Source organism: Escherichia sp. E2661, assembly GCF_004745185.1.
In the GTDB taxonomy this organism is placed as follows: Bacteria; Pseudomonadota; Gammaproteobacteria; order Enterobacterales; family Enterobacteriaceae; genus Escherichia.
The window spans coordinates 301,049-326,709 of the sequence record NZ_PDIG01000001.1 but is presented as its reverse complement, the minus strand read 5'-3'; the positions used below and the strand labels follow the sequence as shown (position 1 = coordinate 326,709).

At 51.9% G+C, this 25,661-nt stretch carries 17 protein-coding genes and 1 pseudogene; 9 read left to right on the top strand and 9 right to left on the bottom strand.

Going from position 1 to position 25,661, the window contains the following annotated elements:
• The first annotated feature begins 72 nt into the window (after window positions 1–72).
• The 7 genes and pseudogenes from cmoM (at window position 73) to gloC (ending at window position 10,829) form a co-directional block, all read left to right on the top strand.
• Window positions 73–858: a tRNA uridine 5-oxyacetic acid(34) methyltransferase CmoM gene (gene cmoM, locus CRI63_RS01745; RefSeq protein WP_135518315.1), complete on the top strand. Its 786-nt coding sequence runs from the start codon at window positions 73–75 to the stop codon at window positions 856–858.
• Window positions 855–2,177 (top strand): chromosome partition protein MukF, encoded by a 1,323-nt coding sequence (gene mukF, locus CRI63_RS01740; protein WP_130205341.1) that lies wholly within the window; start codon window positions 855–857, stop codon window positions 2,175–2,177. The genes cmoM and mukF overlap by 4 nt, the downstream gene beginning before the upstream one ends.
• Window positions 2,158–2,862 carry a chromosome partition protein MukE gene (mukE, locus tag CRI63_RS01735; RefSeq protein ID WP_130258244.1) on the top strand — a complete coding sequence of 235 codons (705 nt, stop codon included), beginning with the start codon at window positions 2,158–2,160 and terminating at the stop codon, window positions 2,860–2,862. Before mukF ends, mukE begins: the two co-directional genes overlap by 20 nt.
• Window positions 2,862–7,320 (top strand): annotated as a pseudogene (gene mukB, locus CRI63_RS01730) (chromosome partition protein MukB). Before mukE ends, mukB begins: the two are co-directional and overlap by 1 nt.
• Window positions 7,321–7,578: 258 nt before the next feature.
• Window positions 7,579–9,426 carry a L,D-transpeptidase gene (ldtD, locus tag CRI63_RS01725; protein ID WP_135518313.1) on the top strand — a complete coding sequence of 616 codons (1,848 nt, stop codon included), beginning with the start codon at window positions 7,579–7,581 and terminating at the stop codon, window positions 9,424–9,426.
• A 180-nt stretch (window positions 9,427–9,606) separates the two neighbouring features.
• Window positions 9,607–10,155, top strand: coding sequence for a YcbK family protein (locus CRI63_RS01720; protein ID WP_130205347.1), 549 nt, complete (start codon window positions 9,607–9,609; stop codon window positions 10,153–10,155).
• 26 nt (window positions 10,156–10,181) lie between these two features.
• Window positions 10,182–10,829: a hydroxyacylglutathione hydrolase GloC gene (gene gloC, locus CRI63_RS01715; RefSeq protein WP_135518311.1), complete on the top strand. Its 648-nt coding sequence runs from the start codon at window positions 10,182–10,184 to the stop codon at window positions 10,827–10,829.
• Window positions 10,830–11,050: 221 nt separating this feature from the next.
• Here gloC and aspC read toward each other — a convergent pair whose 3' ends face one another.
• The 4 genes from aspC to pncB all read right to left on the bottom strand — a co-directional run bounded on the left by aspC (window position 11,051) and on the right by pncB (window position 16,872).
• Window positions 11,051–12,241, bottom strand: coding sequence for an aspartate transaminase (gene aspC / locus CRI63_RS01710; RefSeq protein ID WP_130205351.1), 1,191 nt, complete (start codon window positions 12,239–12,241; stop codon window positions 11,051–11,053).
• A gap of 183 nt (window positions 12,242–12,424) precedes the next feature.
• On the bottom strand, window positions 12,425–13,495 hold the full coding sequence (gene ompF, locus CRI63_RS01705; RefSeq protein WP_130205353.1) for a porin OmpF: 1,071 nt from the start codon (window positions 13,493–13,495) through the stop codon (window positions 12,425–12,427).
• Window positions 13,496–14,100: 605 nt separating this feature from the next.
• A complete protein-coding gene (gene asnS, locus CRI63_RS01700; protein ID WP_130205355.1) occupies window positions 14,101–15,501 on the bottom strand; it encodes an asparagine--tRNA ligase in 1,401 nt (466 codons plus the stop codon).
• A 168-nt stretch (window positions 15,502–15,669) separates the two neighbouring features.
• Window positions 15,670–16,872: a nicotinate phosphoribosyltransferase gene (gene pncB / locus CRI63_RS01695; RefSeq protein WP_130205357.1), complete on the bottom strand. Its 1,203-nt coding sequence runs from the start codon at window positions 16,870–16,872 to the stop codon at window positions 15,670–15,672.
• A 265-nt stretch (window positions 16,873–17,137) separates the two neighbouring features.
• Here pncB and pepN point away from each other — a divergent pair, with 265 nt between their 5' ends.
• Window positions 17,138–19,750, top strand: coding sequence for an aminopeptidase N (gene pepN / locus CRI63_RS01690; protein WP_135486369.1), 2,613 nt, complete (start codon window positions 17,138–17,140; stop codon window positions 19,748–19,750).
• 306 nt (window positions 19,751–20,056) lie between these two features.
• On the opposite strand, the gene ssuB is transcribed toward pepN, so the two are convergent.
• The 5 genes from ssuB to ssuE are packed head-to-tail and all read right to left on the bottom strand — an operon-like array spanning window position 20,057 to window position 24,293.
• A complete protein-coding gene (gene ssuB, locus CRI63_RS01685; RefSeq protein WP_130205361.1) occupies window positions 20,057–20,824 on the bottom strand; it encodes an aliphatic sulfonates ABC transporter ATP-binding protein in 768 nt (255 codons plus the stop codon).
• Window positions 20,821–21,612: an aliphatic sulfonate ABC transporter permease SsuC gene (gene ssuC, locus CRI63_RS01680; protein WP_053263467.1), complete on the bottom strand. Its 792-nt coding sequence runs from the start codon at window positions 21,610–21,612 to the stop codon at window positions 20,821–20,823. The genes ssuB and ssuC overlap by 4 nt, the downstream gene beginning before the upstream one ends.
• Window positions 21,613–21,623: 11 nt before the next feature.
• Window positions 21,624–22,769, bottom strand: a complete 1,146-nt coding sequence (gene ssuD / locus CRI63_RS01675) for an FMNH2-dependent alkanesulfonate monooxygenase (protein WP_135518309.1) — start codon at window positions 22,767–22,769, stop codon at window positions 21,624–21,626.
• Window positions 22,766–23,725, bottom strand: coding sequence for an aliphatic sulfonate ABC transporter substrate-binding protein SsuA (ssuA, locus tag CRI63_RS01670; RefSeq protein WP_135518307.1), 960 nt, complete (start codon window positions 23,723–23,725; stop codon window positions 22,766–22,768). The genes ssuD and ssuA overlap by 4 nt, the downstream gene beginning before the upstream one ends.
• Window positions 23,718–24,293 (bottom strand): NADPH-dependent FMN reductase, encoded by a 576-nt coding sequence (gene ssuE / locus CRI63_RS01665; RefSeq protein ID WP_135518306.1) that lies wholly within the window; start codon window positions 24,291–24,293, stop codon window positions 23,718–23,720. Before ssuE ends, ssuA begins: the two co-directional genes overlap by 8 nt.
• A gap of 237 nt (window positions 24,294–24,530) precedes the next feature.
• On the opposite strand from ssuE, the gene pyrD reads away from it, so the two are divergent.
• Window positions 24,531–25,541 carry a quinone-dependent dihydroorotate dehydrogenase gene (gene pyrD, locus CRI63_RS01655; protein ID WP_130205367.1) on the top strand — a complete coding sequence of 337 codons (1,011 nt, stop codon included), beginning with the start codon at window positions 24,531–24,533 and terminating at the stop codon, window positions 25,539–25,541.
• Window positions 25,542–25,661 lie beyond the last annotated feature (120 nt).

Sequence of the window (25,661 nt, the reverse complement as noted above, 5' to 3'; positions counted from 1 at the left end):
TCATTCTCGCCGTGGCTGTGACAAAATAGCGTCTTTATCAGAAAACGTCTTAGCCAACCGGTGGAGAAAGCAATGCAGGATCGCAATTTTGATGATATTGCGGAAAAGTTTTCCCGTAACATTTACGGCACCACCAAAGGGCAGCTTCGACAGGCTATTCTGTGGCAGGATCTCGATCGCGTGCTGGCGGAAATGGGCCCGCAAAAACTGCGTGTGCTGGATGCTGGCGGTGGAGAAGGGCAGACCGCAATCAAAATGGCCGAGCGCGGGCATCAGGTCATTTTATGCGATCTCTCTGCGCAGATGATCGACCGCGCAAAACAGGCGGCAGAAGCAAAAGGTGTGAGCGACAACATGCAATTTATACATTGCGCCGCTCAGGATGTTGCTTCACATTTGGAAACGCCCGTTGATCTGATATTGTTCCATGCGGTGCTGGAGTGGGTGGCCGATCCCCGCAGCGTATTGCAGACCCTGTGGTCAGTGTTGCGTCCAGGCGGCGTGTTGTCATTAATGTTCTACAATGCGCACGGCTTGCTGATGCATAACATGGTCGCCGGGAATTTTGATTACGTGCAGGCGGGAATGCCGAAAAAGAAAAAACGGACGCTTTCGCCAGATTATCCACGCGACCCGGCGCAGGTTTATCTGTGGCTGGAAGAAGCTGGTTGGCAAATTATGGGTAAGACAGGCGTTCGCGTGTTTCATGATTATCTGCGTGAAAAGCACCAACAGCGCGACAGCTATGAAGCATTACTTGAATTAGAAACGCGTTATTGCCGTCAGGATCCGTATATTAACCTGGGGCGTTATATTCATGTCACCGCGCACAAACCGCAGAGCAAGGATAAAGTATGAGTGAATTATCCCAGACAGTCCCCGAACTGGTTGCCTGGGCCAGAAAAAATGACTTCTCCATCTCGCTGCCGGTAGACCGACTCTCTTTTCTGCTGGCGGTTGCCACTCTAAATGGCGAGCGTCTTGATGGTGAGATGAGTGAAGGCGAGTTGGTGGATGCGTTCCGCCATGTGAGTGATGCGTTTGAGCAAACCAGCGAAACCATCGGCGTGCGCGCCAACAACGCGATCAACGATATGGTACGTCAACGTCTGCTGAACCGCTTTACCAGCGAGCAGGCGGAAGGGAATGCTATTTATCGCCTGACGCCGCTCGGCATCGGCATTACTGACTACTACATCCGTCAGCGCGAGTTTTCTACGTTGCGCCTTTCTATGCAGTTGTCGATTGTGGCGGGTGAGTTAAAACGTGCAGCCGATGCCGCCGAAGAGGGCGGTGATGAATTTCACTGGCACCGCAACGTCTATGCGCCGCTGAAATATTCGGTAGCGGAAATTTTCGACAGCATCGACCTGACGCAACGTCTGATGGACGAACAGCAGCAGCAGGTGAAGGACGATATCGCTCAGTTGCTGAATAAAGACTGGCGGGCGGCGATCTCCAGCTGTGAATTGTTGCTTTCGGAAACTTCCGGAACGCTGCGTGAATTGCAGGATACGCTGGAAGCAGCAGGCGACAAGTTGCAGGCCAACCTGTTGCGCATTCAGGATGCGACGATGACCCATGACGACCTGCATTTTGTCGATCGTCTGGTGTTCGATCTGCAAAGTAAGCTCGATCGTATTATCAGCTGGGGCCAGCAATCCATCGACTTGTGGATTGGCTACGATCGCCACGTACACAAATTTATTCGTACCGCTATCGATATGGATAAAAACCGCGTCTTTGCCCAGCGTTTACGTCAGTCGGTACAAACCTATTTTGATGAGCCGTGGGCGCTGACTTACGCCAATGCCGATCGTTTGCTGGATATGCGTGACGAAGAGATGGCACTGCGCGATGAAGAAGTGACCGGGGAACTTCCGCCAGATTTAGAGTACGAAGAGTTTAACGAGATCCGCGAACAACTCGCCGCGATTATCGAAGAGCAGCTCGCCGTCTATAAAACCAGACAAGTACCGCTGGATCTTGGTCTGGTGGTACGCGAATATCTGGCGCAGTATCCGCGTGCGCGTCACTTTGACGTCGCGCGTATTGTAATTGATCAGGCGGTACGCCTCGGCGTAGCGCAAGCAGACTTCACCGGACTGCCAGCGAAATGGCAGCCGATTAATGATTACGGAGCCAAGGTACAGGCGCATGTCATCGACAAATATTGAACAAGTGATGCCGGTTAAGCTGGCGCAGGCGCTGGCGAATCCGTTATTTCCGGCGCTGGATAGCGCCTTACGTTCAGGCCGCCATATTGGCCTCGACGAACTGGATAATCATGCTTTCCTGATGGATTTTCAGGAATATCTGGAAGAGTTTTACGCGCGTTATAACGTGGAGTTAATCCGCGCGCCGGAAGGTTTCTTCTATTTACGTCCACGTTCCACCACCATCATCCCACGTTCCGTATTGTCTGAACTGGACATGATGGTCGGTAAAATCCTCTGTTATCTCTATCTCAGCCCGGAACGGCTGGCCAACGAGGGGATCTTTACCCAGCAGGAACTGTATGACGAACTGCTCACTCTGGCCGATGAAGCAAAATTGCTGAAACTGGTGAACAATCGTTCTACCGGTTCAGACGTTGACCGCCAGAAGTTGCAGGAAAAAGTGCGCTCTTCGCTCAACCGTCTGCGTCGCTTAGGCATGGTGTGGTTTATGGGCCACGACAGCAGCAAGTTCCGCATTACCGAATCGGTGTTCCGCTTTGGTGCCGATGTGCGTGCGGGCGACGATCCGCGTGAAGCACAACGTCGTCTGATTCGCGATGGCGAAGCAATGTCGCTGGAAAATCACCTGCAACTCAATGACGAAACTGAAGAGAGTCAGCCAGATAGCGGAGAGGAAGAATAATGATTGAACGCGGTAAATTTCGCTCACTGACGCTGATTAACTGGAACGGCTTTTTTGCCCGAACTTTTGACCTGGATGAGCTGGTTACGACGCTTTCCGGCGGTAACGGGGCGGGCAAATCCACTACTATGGCGGCGTTTGTTACGGCGCTCATTCCCGACCTGACCCTGCTGCATTTCCGTAACACCACGGAAGCCGGGGCTACCAGTGGTTCGCGCGATAAAGGTCTGCACGGTAAGCTGAAAGCGGGTGTCTGTTATTCGATGCTCGATACCATTAACTCGCGCCACCAGCGCGTGGTGGTCGGTGTGCGTCTGCAACAGGTTGCCGGACGCGATCGTAAAGTGGATATCAAGCCGTTTGCCATTCAGGGACTGCCGATGTCGGTGCAGCCGACACAGCTGGTGACCGAATCCCTGAACGAACGTCAGGCGCGCGTGCTGCCGCTTAACGAGCTGAAAGACAAGCTCGAGGCGATGGAAGGCGTGCAGTTTAAACAGTTCAACTCCATTACCGATTACCACTCGCTGATGTTCGATCTGGGCATCATCGCGCGTCGTCTGCGCTCAGCGTCTGATCGTAGTAAATTCTATCGTCTGATCGAAGCCTCGCTGTATGGCGGGATCTCCAGTGCCATTACCCGTTCTCTGCGCGACTACCTGCTGCCGGAAAACAGCGGCGTGCGTAAAGCGTTCCAGGACATGGAAGCGGCGCTGCGTGAAAACCGTATGACGCTGGAAGCGATTCGCGTCACCCAGTCGGACCGCGACCTGTTTAAACATCTGATCAGCGAAGCCACCAACTACGTGGCGGCGGACTACATGCGTCACGCCAACGAGCGCCGTGTCCATCTCGATAAAGCGCTGGAGTTTCGTCGCGAGCTACATACTTCGCGTCAGCAACTGGCGGCGGAGCAGTACAAACATGTCGATATGGCGCGTGAACTGGCAGAGCACAACGGTGCCGAGGGCGATCTGGAAGCGGATTATCAGGCGGCCAGCGATCACCTGAACCTGGTGCAAACCGCTTTGCGTCAGCAGGAGAAAATCGAACGCTACGAAGCGGACCTCGATGAACTGCAGATCCGTCTGGAAGAGCAAAATGAAGTGGTGGCAGAAGCCATCGAGCGTCAGGAAGATAACGAAGCGCGCGCGGAAGCCGCCGAACTGGAAGTGGACGAGCTGAAAAGCCAGCTTGCCGACTACCAGCAGGCGCTGGACGTCCAGCAACGCGCGCGATCCAGTACAACCAGGCGATTGCTGCGCTTAATCGTGCCAAAGAACTGTGCCATCTGCCAGACTTAACCGCCGACAGCGCCGCCGAATGGCTGGAAACCTTCCAGGCGAAAGAGCTGGAAGCGACTGAAAAAATGCTCTCTCTTGAGCAGAAAATGAGCATGGCGCAAACCGCGCACAGCCAGTTTGAGCAGGCTTATCAGCTGGTGGTTGCAATCAACGGCCCGCTGGCGCGTAACGAGGCGTGGGATGTCGCCCGCGAACTGCTGCGCGAAGGGGTCGATCAGCGTCACCTGGCAGAGCAGGTTCAGCCACTGCGGATGCGTTTAAGCGAACTGGAACAGCGTCTGCGCGAGCAGCAAGAAGCTGAACGTCTGCTGGCAGATTTCTGCAAACGTCAGGGCAAGAATTTTGATATCGACGAACTGGAAGCCCTGCATCAGGAACTGGAAGCGCGTATTGCCTCTCTTTCTGACAGCGTTTCCAACGCCCGTGAAGAGCGTATGGCACTGCGTCAGGAACAGGAACAGCTGCAATCTCGTATTCAGAGCCTGATGCAGCGTGCGCCGGTTTGGCTGGCAGCGCAAAACAGTCTCAATCAGTTGAGCGAGCAGTGCGGTGAAGAGTTCACCTGCAGCCAGGATGTCACCGAATATCTGCAACAACTGCTGGAGCGTGAGCGCGAAGCGATTGTTGAACGTGATGAAGTGGGCGCGCGCAAAAACGCTGTCGATGAAGAGATCGAACGTTTAAGCCAGCCAGGCGGCTCCGAAGACCAGCGTCTGAATGCGCTGGCGGAACGCTTTGGCGGCGTGCTGCTGTCAGAAATTTATGACGACGTTAGCCTGGACGATGCGCCGTACTTCTCGGCGTTGTATGGCCCGTCTCGCCACGCCATTGTGGTGCCGGATCTGTCACAGGTGGCCGAACAGCTGGAAGGCTTAACCGATTGCCCGGAAGATCTCTACTTGATCGAGGGAGATCCGCAGTCGTTCGATGATAGCGTGTTCAACGTCGATGAGCTGGAAAAAGCGGTGGTGGTGAAAACCGCCGAGCGTCAGTGGCGTTATTCACGTTTCCCGGAAGTGCCGCTGTTTGGTCGCGCGGCGCGTGAAAGCCGGATCGAAAGCCTGCACGCCGAGCGCGAATTGCTCTCTGAACGCTTTGCTACGCTCTCCTTTGATGTTCAGAAAACCCAGCGACTGCATCAGGCATTCAGCCGCTTTATTGGCAGCCATCTGGCAGTGGCGTTTGAGTCCGATCCGGAAGCCGAAATTCGCCAACTGAACAGCCGCCGTGTCGAACTGGAGCGGGCGTTGAGTAATCATGAAAATGATAACCAGCAGCAGCGAATTCAGTTTGAGCAGGCGAAAGAGGGCGTTGCGGCACTGAACCGTATCCTGCCGCGTCTCAACCTGTTGGCGGATGACTCACTGGCGGATCGTGTCGATGAAATCCGCGAACGTCTTGATGAAGCTCAGGAAGCTGCGCGTTTTGTTCAGCAGTTTGGCAACCAACTGGCGAAACTGGAGCCGATCGTTTCTGTGTTGCAGAGCGACCCGGAACAGTTCGAACAGTTAAAAGAAGATTACGCGTATTCTCAGCAGATGCAGCGCGATGCCCGTCAACAGGCATTTGCCCTGACTGAAGTGGTACAGCGTCGTGCGCACTTTAGCTACTCTGACTCGGCAGAAATGCTTAGTGGGAACAGCGATCTCAACGAAAAACTGCGCGAACGTCTGGAGCAGGCGGAAGCGGAGCGTACCCGCGCTCGTGAAGCGTTGCGCGGACACGCTGCGCAGTTGAGTCAGTACAACCAGGTACTGGCTTCTCTGAAAAGTTCTTACGACACCAAAAAGAGCTGCTCAACGATCTGCAACGCGAACTGCAGGATATCGGCGTGCGTGCCGATAGCGGGGCAGAAGAGCGGGCGCGTATTCGTCGTGACGAATTGCATGCGCAACTGAGCAATAACCGTTCACGCCGCAATCAACTGGAAAAAGCGCTGACCTTCTGCGAGGCGGAGATGGACAACCTGACCCGCAAACTGCGCAAGCTGGAACGTGATTACTTTGAGATGCGCGAGCAGGTAGTGACCGCCAAAGCGGGCTGGTGTGCGGTAATGCGCATGGTGAAAGATAATGGCGTTGAACGCCGCTTACACCGTCGTGAGTTGGCTTATCTCTCTGCCGATGATTTACGTTCCATGTCGGATAAGGCGTTAGGTGCGCTGCGTCTGGCGGTGGCGGATAACGAACATCTGCGCGACGTGCTGCGCATGTCGGAAGATCCAAAACGACCTGAGCGCAAAATCCAGTTCTTCGTGGCGGTTTATCAGCATCTGCGCGAACGTATTCGCCAGGATATTATTCGTACCGATGATCCGGTGGAAGCTATCGAGCAGATGGAAATCGAACTCAGCCGTCTGACCGAAGAGTTAACTTCTCGCGAACAGAAACTGGCGATCAGCTCCCGCAGTGTGGCGAACATCATTCGCAAAACCATTCAGCGCGAACAGAACCGTATCCGCATGCTCAACCAGGGCTTGCAGAGCGTATCGTTCGGTCAGGTGAACAGTGTGCGTCTGAACGTGAACGTGCGTGAAACCCACGCCATGTTGCTTGACGTGCTTTCAGAACAGCATGAGCAACATCAGGATCTGTTCAAGAGCAACCGCCTGACCTTCTCGGAAGCTCTGGCAAAACTGTATCAGCGACTTAACCCACAAATTGATATGGGCCAGCGCACGCCGCAGACCATTGGTGAAGAACTTCTGGATTACCGTAACTACCTGGAGATGGAAGTTGAGGTTAACCGTGGTTCCGATGGCTGGCTGCGCGCGGAGTCTGGCGCACTGTCGACCGGTGAGGCTATCGGTACGGGGATGTCGATTCTGGTGATGGTAGTACAGAGCTGGGAAGATGAATCTCGCCGCCTGCGCGGTAAAGATATCTCTCCTTGCCGTCTGCTATTCCTCGATGAAGCTGCGCGACTGGATGCCCGTTCCATCGCCACGCTGTTTGAATTGTGTGAGCGTTTGCAAATGCAGCTCATCATCGCGGCACCTGAAAATATCAGCCCGGAGAAAGGCACCACCTATAAACTGGTGCGTAAAGTCTTCCAGAATACCGAACACGTTCACGTAGTCGGCCTGCGAGGATTTGCGCCGCAACTCCCTGAAACGCTTCCAGGAACAGATGAAGCGCCTTCTCAGGCAAGTTAAGTTCAAGGCGGCAGCGATGCCGCCTTTTTTTTCGAAAAACTCCGTTTCTGCACTAAAAAAAATGCCGCATTATGGCGCGCTTTTCTTTAAACTTCTTTACATTAGGTTGTGTAAAAACGTACCGACGTTTATATACTGAAGGTAAGCTTGATAAGTAACAGGCTTGCTCGTCATACTTTCATGAGTATTGGCGTTGTAAAGGCAGTTAAGATAAAACAGCCTGGCTATTCAGAGTATGATAAAAACAGGGGGCAAGGGATGTTGCTTAACATGATGTGTGGTCGTCGGCTTTCGGCAATCAGTTTGTGCCTGGCCGTAACATTCGCTCCACTGTTCAGTGTGCAGGCTGATGAGCCTGAGGTTATCCCTGGTGACAGCCCGGTGGCTGTAAGTGAACAGGGAGATGTACTGCCGCAGGCGCAAGCCACGGCAATAATGGCGGGGATCCAACCGCTACCTGAAGGTGCGGCAGAAAAGGCCCGCACGCAAATTGAATCACAATTACCTGCAGGTTATAAGCCGGTTTATCTTAACCAGCTTCAACTCTTGTATGCAGCACGCGATATGCAGCCGATGTGGGAAAATCGTGATGCAGTTAAAGCTTTCCAGCAGCAGTTGGCGGAAGTGGCGATTGCCGGTTTTCAACCGCAGTTTAACAAATGGGTGGAGTTACTGACTGACCCTGGCGTTAACGGTATGGCACGTGATGTGGTGCTATCGGATGCAATGATGGGGTATCTCCATTTCGTCGCAAACATTCCGGTCAAAGGTACCCGCTGGCTGTACAGCAGTAAACCTTATGCGCTCTCAACACCGCCGCTCTCGGTCATTAACCATTGGCAGGTGGCGCTGGATAACGGTCAACTGACCACGTTTGTCTCAGGGTTGGCACCACAGCATCCGCAATATTCAGCAATGCATGAATCTTTGCTGACCTTATTGAGTGATTCCAAACCGTGGCCGCAACTGACCGGTAAAGCAACGCTACGCCCTGGTCAATGGAGTAACGACGTCCCGGCGCTGCGCGAGATTTTGCAGCGTACAGGTATGCTCGAAGGTGGGCCGAAAATAGCACTGCCGGGCGATGAAACATCGACAGGCGCGGTAGTTAGTCCGTCTGCCGCTGCAATCGAAACAGCCGAAACTAAGCCGATGGATAAGCAAACTACAGCTCGCAGTAAACCTGCGCCAGCCGTCCGAGCTGCTTATGATAATGAGCTGGTGGAAGCCGTTAAACGTTTTCAGGCATGGCAAGGCTTAGGGGCAGATGGATCTATTGGCCCGGCAACGCGAGACTGGTTAAACGTCACGCCTGCACAGCGTGCGGGCGTGCTGGCGCTCAATATCCAGCGATTGCGCTTGCTGCCATCCGAGCTTTCTACTGGCATCATGGTTAACATTCCGGCCTACTCGCTGGTCTATTATCAGAACGGCAATCAAGTGCTGGATTCACGGGTCATTGTCGGTCGTCCCGATCGCAAAACGCCGATGATGAGCAGTGCCTTAAACAATGTGGTGGTAAACCCGCCGTGGAACGTACCACCGACGCTGGCACGCAAAGATATTCTGCCAAAGGTGCGTAACGATCCTGGTTATCTGGAAAGTCATGGCTATACGGTGATGCGCGGCTGGAACAGCAAAGATACGCTTGACCCGTGGCAGATTGACTGGTCGACGATCACCGCATCGAATTTGCCGTTCCGCTTCCAGCAAGCTCCTGGTCCGCGAAATTCGCTAGGACGGTATAAATTTAATATGCCGAGTTCAGACGCTATCTATTTGCATGACACGCCGAATCACAATCTTTTCAAACGTGAAACGCGCGCGTTGAGTTCTGGCTGTGTGCGGGTGAACAAGGCGTCGGATCTGGCAAATATGCTGCTGCAGGATGCTGGCTGGAATGACAAACGTATCTCCGATGCTCTGAAGCGGGGTGATACCCGTTACGTTAATATTCGTCAATCGATACCGGTTAATCTTTACTATCTGACCGCCTTTGTTGGTGCAGATGGTCGTACCCAATATCGTACAGATATTTACAATTATGATCTGCCTGCACGATCCAGCTCGCAAATTGTCTCAAAAGCGGAACAATTAATCAGATAAATGAAGTAGTTCGGGAAAATCTGTTGTCGTAATAATTGGCATGTTCGGGGGCTATTCTCTGTAGCCCCCGTCGCTGCTGGGGGTGAGTCATCTTGACGTCAGCTTTATGGGCGGTTAAGGTGCCTCTTGTGCGCCAGAAGTGCATATAAACGATAACATTGACCTGTAGACTTGATTATCATGGACAAATTCGACGCTAATCGCCGCAAACTACTGGCGCTTGGTGGCGTTGCACTTGGTGCCGCCATCCTGCCGACGCCTTCATTTGCGACACTCTCTACCCCACGTCCGCGCATTTTGACACTTAACAATCTCCACACCGGAGAGTCAATTAAGGCGGAGTTTTTCGATGGCAGAGGCTATATTCAGGAAGAATTGGCAAAACTAAACCATTTTTTCCGCGATTTCCGCGCGAACAAAATAAGGTCCATCGACCCAGGATTATTCGACCAGTTATATCGCCTGCAAGGGTTGTTAGGCACTCGCAAGCCAGTACAGCTCATATCTGGCTACCGTTCGATTGACACCAATAACGAATTACGCGCCCACAGCCGTGGAGTAGCAAAGAAAAGCTATCACACTAAAGGGCAGGCGATGGACTTCCATATTGAAGGTATTGCGTTAAGCAATATACGCAAAGCAGCGTTATCTATGCGCGCAGGTGGTGTAGGATATTACCCACGCAGTAACTTTGTGCATATTGATACCGGGCCAGCGCGGCACTGGTAACAATCGCTTAACGAAACAGGGGCAGTATGAACTATCGTATTATTCCGGTCACCGCATTTTCCCAGAACTGTTCATTGACCTGGTGTGAGCAAACTCGCCTGGCAGCACTGGTCGATCCGGGCGGCGATGCGGAAAAAATCAAACAGGAAGTTGACGCCAGCGGTCTGACGCTAATGCAGATCCTGCTGACGCATGGTCATCTGGACCACGTTGGCGCAGCGGCGGAACTGGCACAACACTACGGCGTGCCAGTGCTTGGCCCGGAAAAAGAAGATGAGTTCTGGCTGCAAGGCTTGCCTGCGCAGAGTCGCATGTTTGGCCTGGAAGAGTGTCAGCCATTAACGCCAGATCGCTGGCTGAATGAAGGCGACACTATCAGCATAGGGAATGTGACTTTACAGGTGTTACATTGCCCAGGGCATACGCCAGGCCATGTGGTTTTCTTTGATAATCAGGCAAAACTGTTGATTTCTGGCGACGTCCTTTTCAAAGGCGGAGTAGGGCGCAGTGACTTCCCACGAGGCGATCACAATCAACTGATTTCTTCAATCAAAGATAAATTGCTGCCATTGGGGGATGACGTGACATTTATTCCGGGTCACGGACCATTATCCACTCTTGGTTATGAGCGCCTGCATAATCCCTTCCTGCAAGACGAAATGCCCGTCTGGTAAAAGCACATAAAAAAGCCCGCTTTTAATGCGGGCCTGGATTTCTGGCAAAGTGCGCTTTGTTTATGCCGGATGCGGCGCGAGCACCTTATCCAGCTTACAAAATGGTGCAAATTCAAAATATTGCAGGGGACGCATAGGTCTGATAAGCGTAGCGCATCAGGCAATGTTGCGTTTGTCATCAGTCTCAGCCCGCTTTCAGCGGGCTTCATCGGTTTTAACGCTTACAGCACAGCCACAATCGCTTCGCACAGCGGCGCCATGTTATCTGGCGTCATTCCGGCCACGTTTACGCGACCAGAAGCAACAGCATACACGCCAAACTCTTCACGCAGACGCAGTACCTGTTCTTTTGTCAGGCCACTGAAAGAGAACATACCATTCTGTTTGATGATAAAGCTAAAGTCGCGGTTTGCGCCTTTCTCCTGCAGTGTATTAACAAATAACTGACGCATACGCTGAATACGCTGGCGCATATCGGTCAGCTCTTGTTCCCAGATCGCACGCAAAGCCTCGTTGCTCAGGATCGTAGCAACAACCGAAGCCCCGTGAGCCGGTGGGTTAGAATAGTTTGCACGAATTACTGCTTTCATCTGGCTGAATGCACGATCGACAGTTTCACTGTCTGCGGCAACCAGAGTACAAGCGCCAACACGCTCGTTGTACAGGCCAAAGTTCTTAGAGTAGGAACTGGCGACGATCAACTCTTTATGCAGAGCCGCGAAAGCGCGCAGACCTTCAGCATCCTCTTCCAGACCACGGGCGAAACCCTGGTAAGCGAAGTCAAATAGCGGCAGCCAGCCTTTCTCAACAGAAAGCTGCGCCAGTGTTTGCCATTGCTCCAGTGTAGGATCGATGCCGGTAGGGTTATGGCAGCAGCCGTGGAACAGGACAACGTCACCAGCCTGAGCTTCGTTCAGACTGTTAACTAAAGCGTCGAAGTCCAGAGTGTGATTTTCCGCATCGTAATAAGCGTATTCACGAACTTCCAGACCCGCAGAGTTAAATACGCTCTTATGGTTTGGCCAGCTTGGGTTGCTCACCCACACGCGCTTAACGCTGGTATTTTTTGCCAGGAAATCGGCGGCTACACGTAATGCCCCGGTACCACCTGGGGTCTGGGCTGTACGAGCGCGTTTGTCATTGATTAAGGCGCTACCTTTACCAAACAGCAGTTCCTGAGTACAACGACCAAATTCAGGAATACCGTCAATGCCGAGGTAGTTTTTGGTGGTTTCATTTTCGAGCAGATACTGTTCAGCCTTTTTAACGCTGGTCAATACCGGGGTTTTGCCCGTCTCATCTTTATAGACACCAATCCCGAGGTTAATTTTGCCGGGACGTTCATCGGCACGAAACAGATCGGCCAGGCCCAGAATCGGGTCGGCAGGAGCGGCGGTAATGTTCTCAAACATGACGAGGTTCCATTATGGTTACAGAAGGGAAGTCCGCTATCAGGGTAACGGGAGATTTACAAAATTCCAACTATTACTGATGAAAACGCAGGCTGTTTTTTCAAGACGTGAGATTGCTCTGGAAGGCATAAAAAAACAGGACCAAAGTCCTGTTTTTTCGGCATTTAACAAAGAGGTCTGCTATTAGAACTGGTAAACGATACCTACAGCAACGGTATCATCAGAACCTACGCCCAGTTTGTTGTCAGAATCGATCTGGTTGATGATGTAGTCAACATAAGTGGACATGTTTTTGTTGAAGTAGTAGGTTGCGCCCACTTCAACGTAGTTCACCAGATCAACATCACCGATGCCTTCTACGTCTTTCGCTTTAGATTTGGTGTAAGCGATGGACGGACGCAGACCAAAGTCAAACTGGTATTGCGCAACTAACAGAACGTCTTGCGTTTTGTTGGCAAAGCCACCAGTGATCGGGGTAGCGTTACGGGTTTCACCGTAGTTTGCTGCCAGGTAGATGTTATTTGCATCATACTTCAGGCCAGTTGCCCACTGTTCAGCTTTTTTACCCTGGCCGAGAGGCTGAGCTTCTTGCAGGTCGGTGCGGTCAGCTGCACCATAAGCACCAACGATACCAAAGCCTTCGAATTCGTAGCTGATGGAACCGCCAACACCGTCGCCGTTAGAACGTCGTGCAGTATCACGCTCGTTTTTACCGAGGTACTGAACAGCGAAGTTCAGGCCGTCAACCAGACCAAAGAAGTTGGAGTTACGGTAAGTTGCAACGCCGCCAACACGACCAACGAAGAAGTCATCGCTGTATGCGGTATCACCACCGAACTCTGGCAGCATATCGGTGTAGCCCAGTGCGTCATAAACAACACCGTAATTACGACCGTAATCGAAAGAACCTACGTCAGCGTATTTCAGACCAGCGAATGCCAGACGGGTTTTGTTGCCAGTTTGAGCGTCAGCACCTTCAGAGTTGTTACCCTGGAAGTTGTATTCCCACTGACCGTAACCGGTCAGATCGGAATTGATTTGAGTTTCCCCTTTAAAACCAAGACGGGCATAGGTCATGTCACCATTGCCACCGTAACTGTTTTCACCGTTATCCTTGGAAAAATAATGCAGACCGACAGCTTTACCGTACAGATCTACTTTGTTGCCATCTTTGTTATAGATTTCTGCAGCGTTTGCAGTACCTGCTACTAACAGAGCAGGGACAATCACTGCCAGAATATTGCGCTTCATCATTATTTATTGCCCTCATGGTTTTTTTTTATAACACCTGCCACTGCCGCCAATAAGTTCTGTCAATGAATCTTTACGGAACTATTGATGAGAGTTTGGTGTTTTATGTATCTGCAGGCATCTTTCCATTCAAACTAACGTTTCGCTACCGTGAAAGTGCTACAAAGATAAAGATATAGTTACAAAAAGCAAAAATGTGTAACCAATAGTAAAATTTAAGGAACTTTGTGAACGCCGTCATATTTCCATTGGACTTTAATGATATTTGCAGTGGATTTTATCTATTTATATGATTTCCTTATATTTAAATTAACTAAACGAAAATTTTCTTTCTGATCATTTATCCCCGCAGTCACACTGAATCACGCTTTCAGGCGTCCAGAAAGCCAAAAATAAGTATAAAAAATTGTGCTATCAGCTAAGAAATTGCTAATCCGCAATAAGACTGTGGGTTAATTTTTTGTTCGCAAATATTTCAGAGAAATATTCCGTAACAGGAAGAGGGGCCTTGAGGGGTTGCAAATAGATTGATTGACTTAACAAACAGATAACTTGACAGAAGGGGATGAAAAAAGAGCCAGCGTGCGCTGGCTCTTTCAGGAAGTGAATTAGAAGCTGGCGTTACGCGGGGTACGTGGGAAAGGAATCACGTCACGCACGTTCTGTACGCCGGTCACGTAGGCAATCAGGCGTTCAAAGCCAAGACCGAAACCGGAATGTGGAACAGTACCGTAGCGACGCAGATCGCGATACCACCAGTAATCTTCTTTGTTCAGGCCCATCTCCAGCATGCGCTCGTCCAGCACGTCCAGACGCTCTTCACGCTGCGAACCACCAATGATCTCACCGATACCCGGCGCCAGAACGTCCATTGCGGCAACGGTTTTACCGTCTTCGTTAAGGCGCATATAGAACGCTTTAATGTCTTTCGGATAGTTTTTAACCACTACCGGTGCTTTAAAGTGTTCTTCCGCCAGATAACGCTCGTGCTCAGAAGAGAGATCGACGCCCCAGTAAACCGGGTTTTCAAATTTCTTACCGCAGTTTTCAAGGATGGTGACTGCTTCGGTGTAATCAACCTGGGCGAAGTCTGCTTCAATGAAACGTTCCAGGCGGCTTACAGCATCTTTGTCCACGCGTTCAGCGAAGAATTTCATGTCGTCAGCACGTTCTTCGAGAACTGCTTTGAAGACATATTTCAGCATGGCTTCAGCCAGACCGGCGATATCGTTCAGATTAGCAAACGCGACTTCTGGCTCCAGCATCCAGAATTCCGCCAGGTGACGGCTGGTGTTGGAGTTTTCAGCACGGAAGGTCGGGCCGAAGGTATAAATTTTCGACAGCGCACAGGCATAGGTTTCGCCGTTCAACTGACCAGATACGGTCAGGAAAGACTCTTTACCAAAGAAGTCTTTATCGAAATCGACTTTGCCCTGATCGTTACGCGGCAGGTTTTCTAGATCCAGCGTTGAAACGCGGAACATTTCGCCAGCGCCTTCGGTATCGGACGCGGTAATCAGCGGCGTAGAAACCCAGAAGAAGCCCTGCTCGTTAAAGAAGCGATGCAGCGCCTGTGCCAGCGTGTGGCGAACGCGTGCTACTGCGCCAATCAGGTTGGTACGCGGACGCAGGTGAGCGACTTCACGCAGATATTCGATGCTGTGGCGTTTTGCGGCCATCGGGTAAGTGTCTGGATCTTCAACCCAACCGGCAACTTCAACGTTGCTGGCCTGAATTTCAAATTGTTGCCCCTGGCCCGGCGATGCCACGACTTTACCCGTCACAATGACCGAGCAACCGGTGGTCAGACGCAGTACGTCTTCATTGTAATTGGGCAGAGAATTATTGATGACAGCCTGTACAGGATCAAAGCAGGAACCGTCATAAACGGCGAGGAAGGAGATGCCAGCTTTTGAATCTCGGCGGGTACGTACCCATCCGCGCACGGTGACTTCGCTGTCAACGGCTATGCGGCCCTGGAGTACGTCGGCTACAGGCACAACGCTCATAATATTCTCTCTGTTAATAGTCGGAAAAAATAAACACTTGTCCACCCGTCAATGGGGGGATACCTATGTTACCTGGCATCTGCAATCAGACAAGCAGAATTCGCAGATGGGACAAAAGATTTCGGAATAAAAGGCAAAAAAGGGAGCCGTTATGGCTCCCTGATGATATTAACTGGCTTTTTTAATGTGCGGAAGGTCGAATGCTTTACGTAGCGCGCGGACAAACGCTTTGTCATGGCAGATAGTTTTGCCAGGGCTGTCAGAAAGTTTCGCCACCGGTTTACCGTTACACTCCACCAGTTTAATCACGATATTCAAGGGTTTTACCTGAGGAATATCACAAGTCAGGCGTGTGCCAATGCCAAAACTTAATTGCACGCGAGAAGAGAAGTGGCGATAAAGCTCAACCGCTTTAGGTAAATCCAGATTGTCGGAGAAAACCAGTATTTTGCTTTGCGGGTCAATCCCCAGTTTCTCATAATGTGCAATCGCTTTTTCGCCCCATTCTACCGGGTCGCCAGAGTCATGACGCAAGCCCTGATAGCGGCTGGCAAACTCCACGCCGAAATCACGTAAGAATGCATCCATCGTAATACAGTCGGTTAACGCAATCCCCAGTTGATCGGGATACTCTTCCAGCCAGGCAGCAAGTGCAGCTCGCTGGCTGTTGGCAAGGTCCGGGCTGATTTGCTGATGTGCCTGGAACCATTCGTGTGCCTGGGTTCCCATCGGCGTGAGGGAAAGTCGACGCGCCAGATCGTAATTACTGGTGCCAACGAACCACTTTTCCTGTTGTAGGCGTTTAACGATGGTTTCTTGTACTTCGCGAGAAAAACGGCGGCGAGTGCCAAAATCCATCAGATGGAAGCGCGACATATCAAGGTCGGCGGTTAACGCCGAGAAGTTGACTAATTTGCTTTCCAGTGTGTCGAGGGCTTGCGCAACGTCGGCCTGCGGTGAGCGATAGCGATGTACCAGTTCACTAATGACCGCCAGCAAAGGAACTTCCCATAGGATGACTTCACGCCACGGACCGCTTAAACGAATATCCAGCTTACCGTTATCGTTGCTAACAGTGACCTGTTCCGGATTAAAGCGAAATTCACGCAGCCAGTCGAGATAGTCGGCTTTAAAGAAAGGCAGGGCAGAGAGCCACTGATATTCATCATCCCGCAGGCACAAGTTTTCCATCGCCTGAACCTGTTCACGAATAGCATCGGCATAAATACCCAGCAGATCGTCACCACGGCAACGAAACTCCGCCGCGACATGCACATCATAGTAGTGATGAAACACGGCTTGCTGCATATGCAACTTATAAGCATCTGTATCCAGCAACGAGTGCAGAACAGGAGAAGCGAATTGTGTCATAGGTGCGCAGTAGCGTCCTCTTACGGGAGCGTTTAGTACAATAAACATCTTAGGAAACTGCTGGAGTATACCTTGTTTCGCAATTTATTGAACCCCGATCACACCATATGCCACCTTTATGGTCGATAGCGTTGCGCTGTGTATGTTATACAAATGTAGCAATAAAAGCGTTTGTACCTGAAAAGATGAAGATTCTGCGTAGCGAGATTTACGCAACAGGAATAGACTGAACACCAGACTCTATAAAAGATGCTAAAGGTTATTTATGACTCAACAGCCACAAGCCAAATACCGTCACGATTATCGTGCGCCGGATTACCAGATTACTGATATTGACTTGACCTTTGACCTGGACGCGCAAAAGACGGTAGTTACCGCAGTCAGCCAGGCTGTCCGTCACGGTGCATCAGATGCACCGCTTCGTCTTGATGGCGAAGATCTTAAACTGGTTTCTATTCATATTAATGATGAGCCGTGGACCGCCTGGAAAGAAGAAGAGGGCGCACTGGTCATCAGTAATTTACCGGAGTGTTTTACGCTCAAGATTGTTAATGAAATTAGCCCGGCGGCGAATACCGCGCTGGAAGGACTTTATCAGTCAGGCGATGCGCTTTGCACCCAGTGTGAAGCCGAAGGTTTCCGCCATATTACGTATTATCTCGACCGCCCGGACGTGCTGGCGCGTTTTACCACCAAAATTATTGCCGATAAAACCAAATATCCCTTCCTGCTTTCCAACGGTAACCGCGTTGCGCAAGGCGAACTGGAAAACGGACGTCATTGGGTACAGTGGCAGGACCCGTTCCCGAAACCGTGCTACCTGTTTGCGCTGGTGGCAGGCGACTTTGATGTACTGCGCGACACCTTCACCACGCGTTCTGGTCGCGAAGTAGCGCTGGAGCTGTACGTCGATCGCGGTAACCTTGATCGCGCGCCGTGGGCGATGACCTCGCTGAAAAACTCCATGAAGTGGGATGAAGAACGCTTCGGCCTGGAGTATGACCTCGACATCTATATGATCGTCGCGGTGGATTTCTTCAATATGGGCGCAATGGAGAATAAGGGTCTGAATATCTTTAACTCCAAATATGTGCTGGCGCGCACCGACACCGCCACCGATAAAGATTACCTTGATATTGAGCGCGTTATTGGTCACGAATATTTCCATAACTGGACCGGTAACCGTGTGACCTGCCGCGACTGGTTCCAGCTCAGCCTGAAAGAAGGTTTAACCGTCTTCCGCGATCAGGAATTCAGCTCTGACCTTGGTTCCCGCGCGGTAAACCGTATCAATAATGTGCGCACCATGCGCGGATTGCAGTTTGCGGAAGATGCCAGCCCGATGGCGCACCCGATCCGCCCGGATATGGTCATTGAGATGAACAACTTCTACACCCTGACCGTTTACGAGAAGGGTGCGGAAGTGATTCGTATGATCCACACTCTGCTGGGCGAAGAAAACTTCCAGAAAGGGATGCAGCTCTATTTCGAGCGTCATGATGGCAGTGCAGCGACCTGCGACGATTTCGTTCAGGCGATGGAAGACGCGTCGAATGTCGATCTCTCCCATTTCCGCCGTTGGTACAGCCAGTCCGGTACGCCGGTTGTGACCGTCAAAGACGACTACAATCCGGAAACTGAGCAGTACACCCTGACCATCAGCCAGCGCACGCCAGCTACGCCGGATCAGGCTGAAAAACAGCCGCTGCATATTCCGTTTGCCATCGAACTGTATGACAACGAAGGCAAAGTGATCCCGTTGCAGAAAGGCGGTCATCCGGTGAATTCCGTGCTGAACGTTACTCAGGCGGAACAGACCTTTGTCTTTGATAATGTCTACTTCCAGCCGGTGCCTGCGCTGCTGTGCGAATTCTCTGCGCCAGTGAAACTGGAATATAAGTGGAGCGATCAGCAACTGACCTTCCTGATGCGTCATGCGCGTAATGATTTCTCCCGTTGGGATGCGGCGCAAAGCCTGCTGGCAACCTACATCAAGCTGAACGTCGCCCGTCATCAGCAAGGACAGCCGCTGTCTCTGCCGGTGCATGTGGCTGATGCTTTCCGCGCGGTGCTACTCGATGAGAAGATTGACCCGGCACTGGCGGCAGAAATCCTCACGCTGCCATCCGTCAATGAAATGGCGGAACTGTTCGATATCATTGATCCGATTGCCATTGCCGAAGTGCGCGAAGCACTCACCCGTACTCTGGCGACTGAATTGGCGGATGAGCTGCTGGCAATCTATAACGCGAATTACCAGAGCGAGTATCGCGTTGAGCATGAAGATATTGCGAAACGGACGCTACGTAATGCCTGCCTGCGCTTCCTCGCTTTTGGTGAAACGCATCTGGCTGATGTGCTGGTGAGCAAGCAGTTCCACGAAGCGAACAATATGACCGATGCGCTGGCGGCGCTCTCTGCGGCGGTTGCTGCGCAGTTGCCATGCCGTGACAAGTTGATGCAGGAATATGACGATAAGTGGCATCAGGACGGTCTGGTGATGGATAAATGGTTTATCCTGCAAGCCACCAGCCCGGCGGCGAATGTGCTGGAGACGGTGCGTGGTCTGTTGCAGCATCGCTCATTTACCATGAGTAACCCGAACCGTATTCGTTCGTTGATTGGCGCGTTTGCGGGCAGCAACCCGGCAGCGTTCCATGCCGAAGATGGCAGCGGTTACCAGTTCCTGGTGGAAATGCTTACTGACCTGAACAGCCGTAACCCGCAGGTGGCTTCACGCTTGATTGAGCCGTTGATTCGCCTGAAACGTTACGATGCCAAACGTCAGGAGAAAATGCGCGCGGCGCTGGAACAGTTGAAAGGGCTGGAAAATCTCTCTGGCGATCTGTACGAGAAGATAACTAAAGCTCTGGCTTGACACAAATATGCCTGATGCGACGCTGACGCGTCTTATCAGGCCTGCAAGCCCGTTGAAATTGCTGGTTTTGTAGGCCGGAAAAGGCGTTCACGCCGCATCCGGCAACCGTGTCCAACTGCCTGATGCGACGCTTGACGCGTCTTATCAGGCCTACAAGCCCGTTGAAACTGCTGGTTTTGTAGGCCGGAAAAGGCGTTCACACCGCATCCGGCAACCGTGTCCAACTGCCTGATGCGACGCTTGACGCGCCTTATCAGGCCTACAAGCCCGTTGAAGCTGCTGGTTTTGTGCGCCGCATCCGGCATATTAACCATGACGCCGAATCGGTTGTTCAGAATGCCCACGATGCATCACCCGCTGCAACACTTCCGCTTCCAGCTCCGCTAATCGTACTGATCCTAACCGGCGCGGACGGGGGATATCCACCGTCAAATCCAGACCAATTTTTCCTTCTTCAATTAACAGCACCCGGTCAGCCATCGCTACCGCTTCGCTCACATCATGCGTCACCAGCAAAACAGTAAAGCCATGATCCTGCCAGAGTGACACAATCAAATCCTGCATCTCCAGTCGCGTTAAAGCGTCCAGCGCACCGAGTGGTTCATCAAGCAACAATAAACCCGGTCGATGGATCAACGCTCGCGCCAGCGCCACACGCTGTTTCTGCCCGCCAGAAAGTGCGGCAGGCCATTCCCCCGCGCGATTCTCCAGCCCTACCGCAGCCAACGCCCGACGAGCGGCATCGCGCCACTGGCCTTTAAGGCCTAACCCAACGTTATCAATCACCGATTTCCATGGCAGCAGACGCGCATCCTGAAACATCATTCGCGTATCATCCTGAATCTCAGCCAGCGGTGTTGTACCTGCCAGCACATCGCCTGCGGTAGGCGTTTCCAGACCTGCCAGCAGGCGCAGCAGGGTACTTTTGCCACCACCGCTGCGGCCCACCACCGCCACAAACTGACCTGCCGGAATATGTAAATCCAGTTGGTTCAGGACGATATTTTCCGCGTAATGTTTGCTTACTGCATTGAGCAACAATGGTGTGCCCTGGTTCAGACGAGCCGTATTCATACCGTGGCCTCCTTCAGATGATAAGCCGGGTTCCAGCGCAACCAGAGGCGCTCTAAAAGTTGCGCGCTGACGTCAGCAAGTTTGCCGAGTAGGGCGTAAAGAATAATGGCAACCACCACCACGTCCGTTTGCAAAAACTCCCGCGCATTCATCGCCAGATAACCAATACCGGAATTGGCCGAAATGGTTTCGGCAACTATCAGAGTCAGCCACATCAGACCCAACGCAAAACGCACGCCGACCATAATTGAGGGTAGGGCGCCAGGCAGGATCACATGGATAAATAGCGGCAAACCGGATAATCCATAGCTACGCGCCATTTCCACCAGCCCGCGATCGATATTACGGATGCCGTGCCAGGTGTTGATATAAATGGGGAATAGCGTACCGAGCGCCACCAGAAATATTTTTGCGGATTCATCAATGCCAAACCACAAAATCACCAGCGGGATCAGCGCCAGATGCGGCACGTTGCGCAACATCTGAATGGAGGTATCCAGCAGCCTTTCTCCCCAGCGCGACAGCCCGCTAATCAGCCCCAGAATCAAGCCCAGCGATCCGCCAATTGAAAAGCCAATCAGCGCCCGCCAGGAGCTGATCGCCAGATGCTGCCACAGTTCGCCGCTGGCGGAGAGCGTCCAGAACGCCATCACCACCCCTTCCGGTGAGGGCAAAATACGCGTCGACAACCAGCCAACCGAGGAGGCCAGTTGCCACACCGCCACGATGCCCACCGGTAAAAACCAGGGGGCAACGCGCAATAACCACTTTTTCACTGGCGTTGCCATTATTTTGTTCCTTAGCTTTGCGCGACTTTACGGGGGATAAAATCATTTGCCACCGCTTCGCCTTGCGGATTCAGCGGTTGTGGCTGGGGAATTTCCGGGATGGCGATATCCAGATGCGGGAACAGTAACTCGCCGACCCGATACGCTTCTTCCAGATGCGGGTAGCCCGAAAGCACAAAACTGTCGATGCCAAGTGCGGCGTATTCGTTGATTCGCGCAGCGACCGTCGGACCATCGCCCACCAGCGCCGTCCCGGCACCACCGCGGACTAAGCCAACGCCCGCCCATAAATTGGGGCTGATCTCCAGATTGTCGCGCTTGCCATTATGCAGCGCCGCCATTCGCTGTTGCCCTACGGAATCCGTCCGAGCGAATGCGGCCTGTGCTTTGGCGATAGTTTCATCATCAAGATGGGAGATTAACCGCTCGGCGGCCTGCCACGCTTCGTCGTTAGTTTCACGAACAATCACATGCAGACGAATACCGAAACGAATTTTGCGTCCATGCGCGGCAGCTTTCGCCCGCACTTGTTCGATTTTCTCTTTAACCAGTTCCGGCGGTTCGCCCCAGGTGAGATAAAGATCAACCTGTTCGGCGGCCAGATCCTGGGCGATGTCTGACGATCCGCCAAAGTAAAGCGGGGGGTAGGGCTGTTGAATTGGTGGAAAGAGCAGTTTGGCTCCGCGTACATGAATATGTTTGCCGTTGAAATCCACCGTTTCGCCCAGCAATAAACGTCGCCAGACCTGGGTAAATTCCGCCGAAGCTTCGTAACGCTCGCTATGGTCGAGGAATACGCCGTCGCCTGCCAGCTCTTGTGGATCGCTGCCTGTGACCAGGTTAAACAACGCGCGTCCGTTAGAGAGACGATCAAGCGTGGCGGCCTGGCGGGCGGCAACGGTAGGTGAGGTTACGCTGGGGCGCAGGGCGACAAGAAACTTCAGCCGCTGCGTCACCGGGATCATCGACGCCGCCACCAGCCACGCATCTTCACACGATCGCCCCGTTGGAATTAGCACACCGGTATAGCTCAGACGATCCGCCGCTTGCGCAATTTGTTGCAGATAACCATGATCAACCGGGCGTGAACCTTCTTCCGTTCCCAGATAATGCCCGTCACCGTGGGTCGGTAAAAACCAGAACATATTCAGACTCATAATTGTTTTCCTTCCAGTTGCGTGGGCTGCCAGATGCGCTGGCGAATATCGACTTTTTTCGGCACCAGACGGTTTTCATAAAACAGATCTGCCGTTTGCTGCTGTAAGGCGGCAACCTCGGCGTTAACCGGTTTGATGGTGGTGGGAGGACGATGATCCAGATACGAGGCAATTACCGGAGCCGGTAAGCCCATTGTTTTTGCCAGTAAAGCGATGCTTTGCTCGCGCTGGCTGCGGGTTAATGAATCGGCCTCACTAAAGGTTGTGAGCACACCCTGAATAAAAGCGCCGTTTTTTTCTGCATAGGGACGAGCTGCCAGATAAAACGATCCGGTTTGATTGAGACTAGTGCCATCTTTCAACACCCGCACGCCGCCCTGTAATAACGCGGCGGAGTAGTAGGGATCCCAGATAGCCCAGGCGTCGACGTTACCTTGCTGGAACGCGGCGCGGGCATCGGCGGGCGTCAGGTAAGTGGGCTGGATATCGGTGAATTTAAGCCCGGCCTGTTGCAGGGCGCGCAGTAAAAGGTTGTGCGAACTGGAACCTTTCTGAAAGGCAACTTTGTGGCCTTTTAGATCGGCTACGGTTTTGATCGGGCTGTTTTCTGGTACCAGAATCACTTCGGCTTTGGGCTTTGGCGGCTCGACGCCCACGTACACCAAATCAGCCCCGGCGGCCTGAGCAAAGATGGGTGGAATATCCCCCGTACTGCCGAGATCAATACTGCCAACGTTTAACGCCTCCAGCATCTGCGGGCCAGCCGGGAACTCCACCCAGGAGATTTTTGTTTGCGGATAGCGTTTTTCCAGCATTTGGTAATTTTTCGCCAGTACCGAACTGATATTGCTTTTCTGATAGCCAATCCTTAACGCCTCTGGCGAAGACTCTGCGGCAACTGCAAGTGTAGAGACGCTAAGCAATCCAACCAGCGCCAGTTTAATGATGTTACGCATGGGCATTACCTCGCAGAGAAAGAAGGTCAGGAACCTGAACATCACGGCGGTGCAGCGCCTGCCAGAAGGTTTCCAGCGCGGTATCAAGACGGGTTTGCAGATTTGGCGTGAACAGGGGTTTGTGCTGGTAATCAATCACCTGCGAGTCATCGGCAAACACGCCGTGCAGGATCTCCTGGGCTTTCAGCGCGCTTAAAACTGGTTTAAGGGCGTAATCGACCGCCAGCAGATGAGCCACCGTGCCGCCCGTCGCCAGTGGCAGTACCACTTTGCTTTGCAAAGCGCGTTCTGGCAGTAGGTCGAGCAGGGTTTTCAGCGCGCCAGAATAGGCGGCTTTATACACAGGTGTAGCGACTATCAGTCCATCGGCCTGTTGCAGCTGTTCGGTGAAGGTCTTGAGTGCCGGACTATCGAAACGGGCATAGAGCAGATCTTCCGGGGCGAAGTTTTGCAGATTCCAGTGATAAACCTCAACATCCAGGCCATTCAGTTTTTCCCGCGCATATTCCAGTAAGGAACTGGAGCGAGAAGGAAAGCGAGGACTACCCGCCAGGGTGATGACACGCATACTCTCTCCTTATAACCAATTGTTCTTGTTTTGTTAACATTGATAACAATTCGGTCAGTCTGACAGAGGGCGTTCGTGAGTCGAAATGATTTATCTGAAGAAGGAAAGCCAAAAAAAGCATAAAAAAGGCGCAACAAGAAAAACGTTTGCTATTTATTGCCGCAGGTCAATTCCCTTTTGCTGCGAACTCGCACATAATACGCCCCCGGTTTGCACACCGGGAATCCAGGAGAGTTCATGTACTACCCCTTCGTTCGTAAAGCCCTTTTCCAGCTCGATCCAGAGCGCGCACACGAGTTTACTTTTCAGCAATTACGCCGCATCACCGGAACACCCTTTGAAGCGCTTGTTCGGCAAAATGTTCCAGCGAAGCCCGTTAACTGTATGGGACTGACCTTTAAAAACCCGCTTGGCCTGGCTGCCGGTCTTGATAAAGACGGGGAGTGTATTGATGCCCTTGGTGCAATGGGATTTGGATCGATCGAGATCGGTACTGTCACCCCGCGTCCACAACCAGGAAACGACAAACCGCGTCTTTTTCGCCTGGTAGATGCTGAAGGTTTAATAAACCGTATGGGCTTTAATAACCTCGGCGTTGATAACCTCGTTGAGAACGTTAAAAAAGCCCACTACGACGGTGTTCTGGGAATCAATATCGGCAAAAATAAAGATACGCCGGTTGAGCAAGGCAAAGATGACTATCTGATTTGTATGGAAAAAATCTACGCCTATGCAGGATATATTGCCATCAATATTTCATCACCAAATACCCCGGGATTACGCACTCTGCAATATGGCGAAGCACTGGATGATTTATTAACGGCAATTAAAAATAAACAAAATGATCTGCAAGCGCACCACCATAAATATGTACCAATAGCAGTGAAGATCGCGCCGGATCTTTCTGAAGAAGAGTTGATCCAGGTTGCCGATAGTTTAGTTCGCCATAATATTGATGGCGTCATTGCAACTAATACGACCCTCGATCGTTCTTTGGTTCAGGGGATGAAAAATTGTGATCAAACCGGTGGCTTAAGTGGTCGTCCTTTACAATTAAAAAGTACGGAAATTATTCGCCGCTTGTCGCAGGAATTAAACGGCCGCTTACCGATTATTGGTGTTGGTGGTATTGACTCGGTAATTGCTGCTCGCGAGAAGATAGCTGCAGGGGCTTCTTTGGTGCAAATTTATTCCGGTTTTATTTTTAAAGGTCCGCCGCTGATTAAAGAAATCGTTAACCATATCTAATTATTTCTTTCATTTTCTCTTTATAAGATAATCAGGGCTTTATTTTCAGCCCTGGTTGTTTTATATTCATTGCTGTTACTTATTTAGACATTTTGTACTTTTTTGTTGAGGTTATTAAGC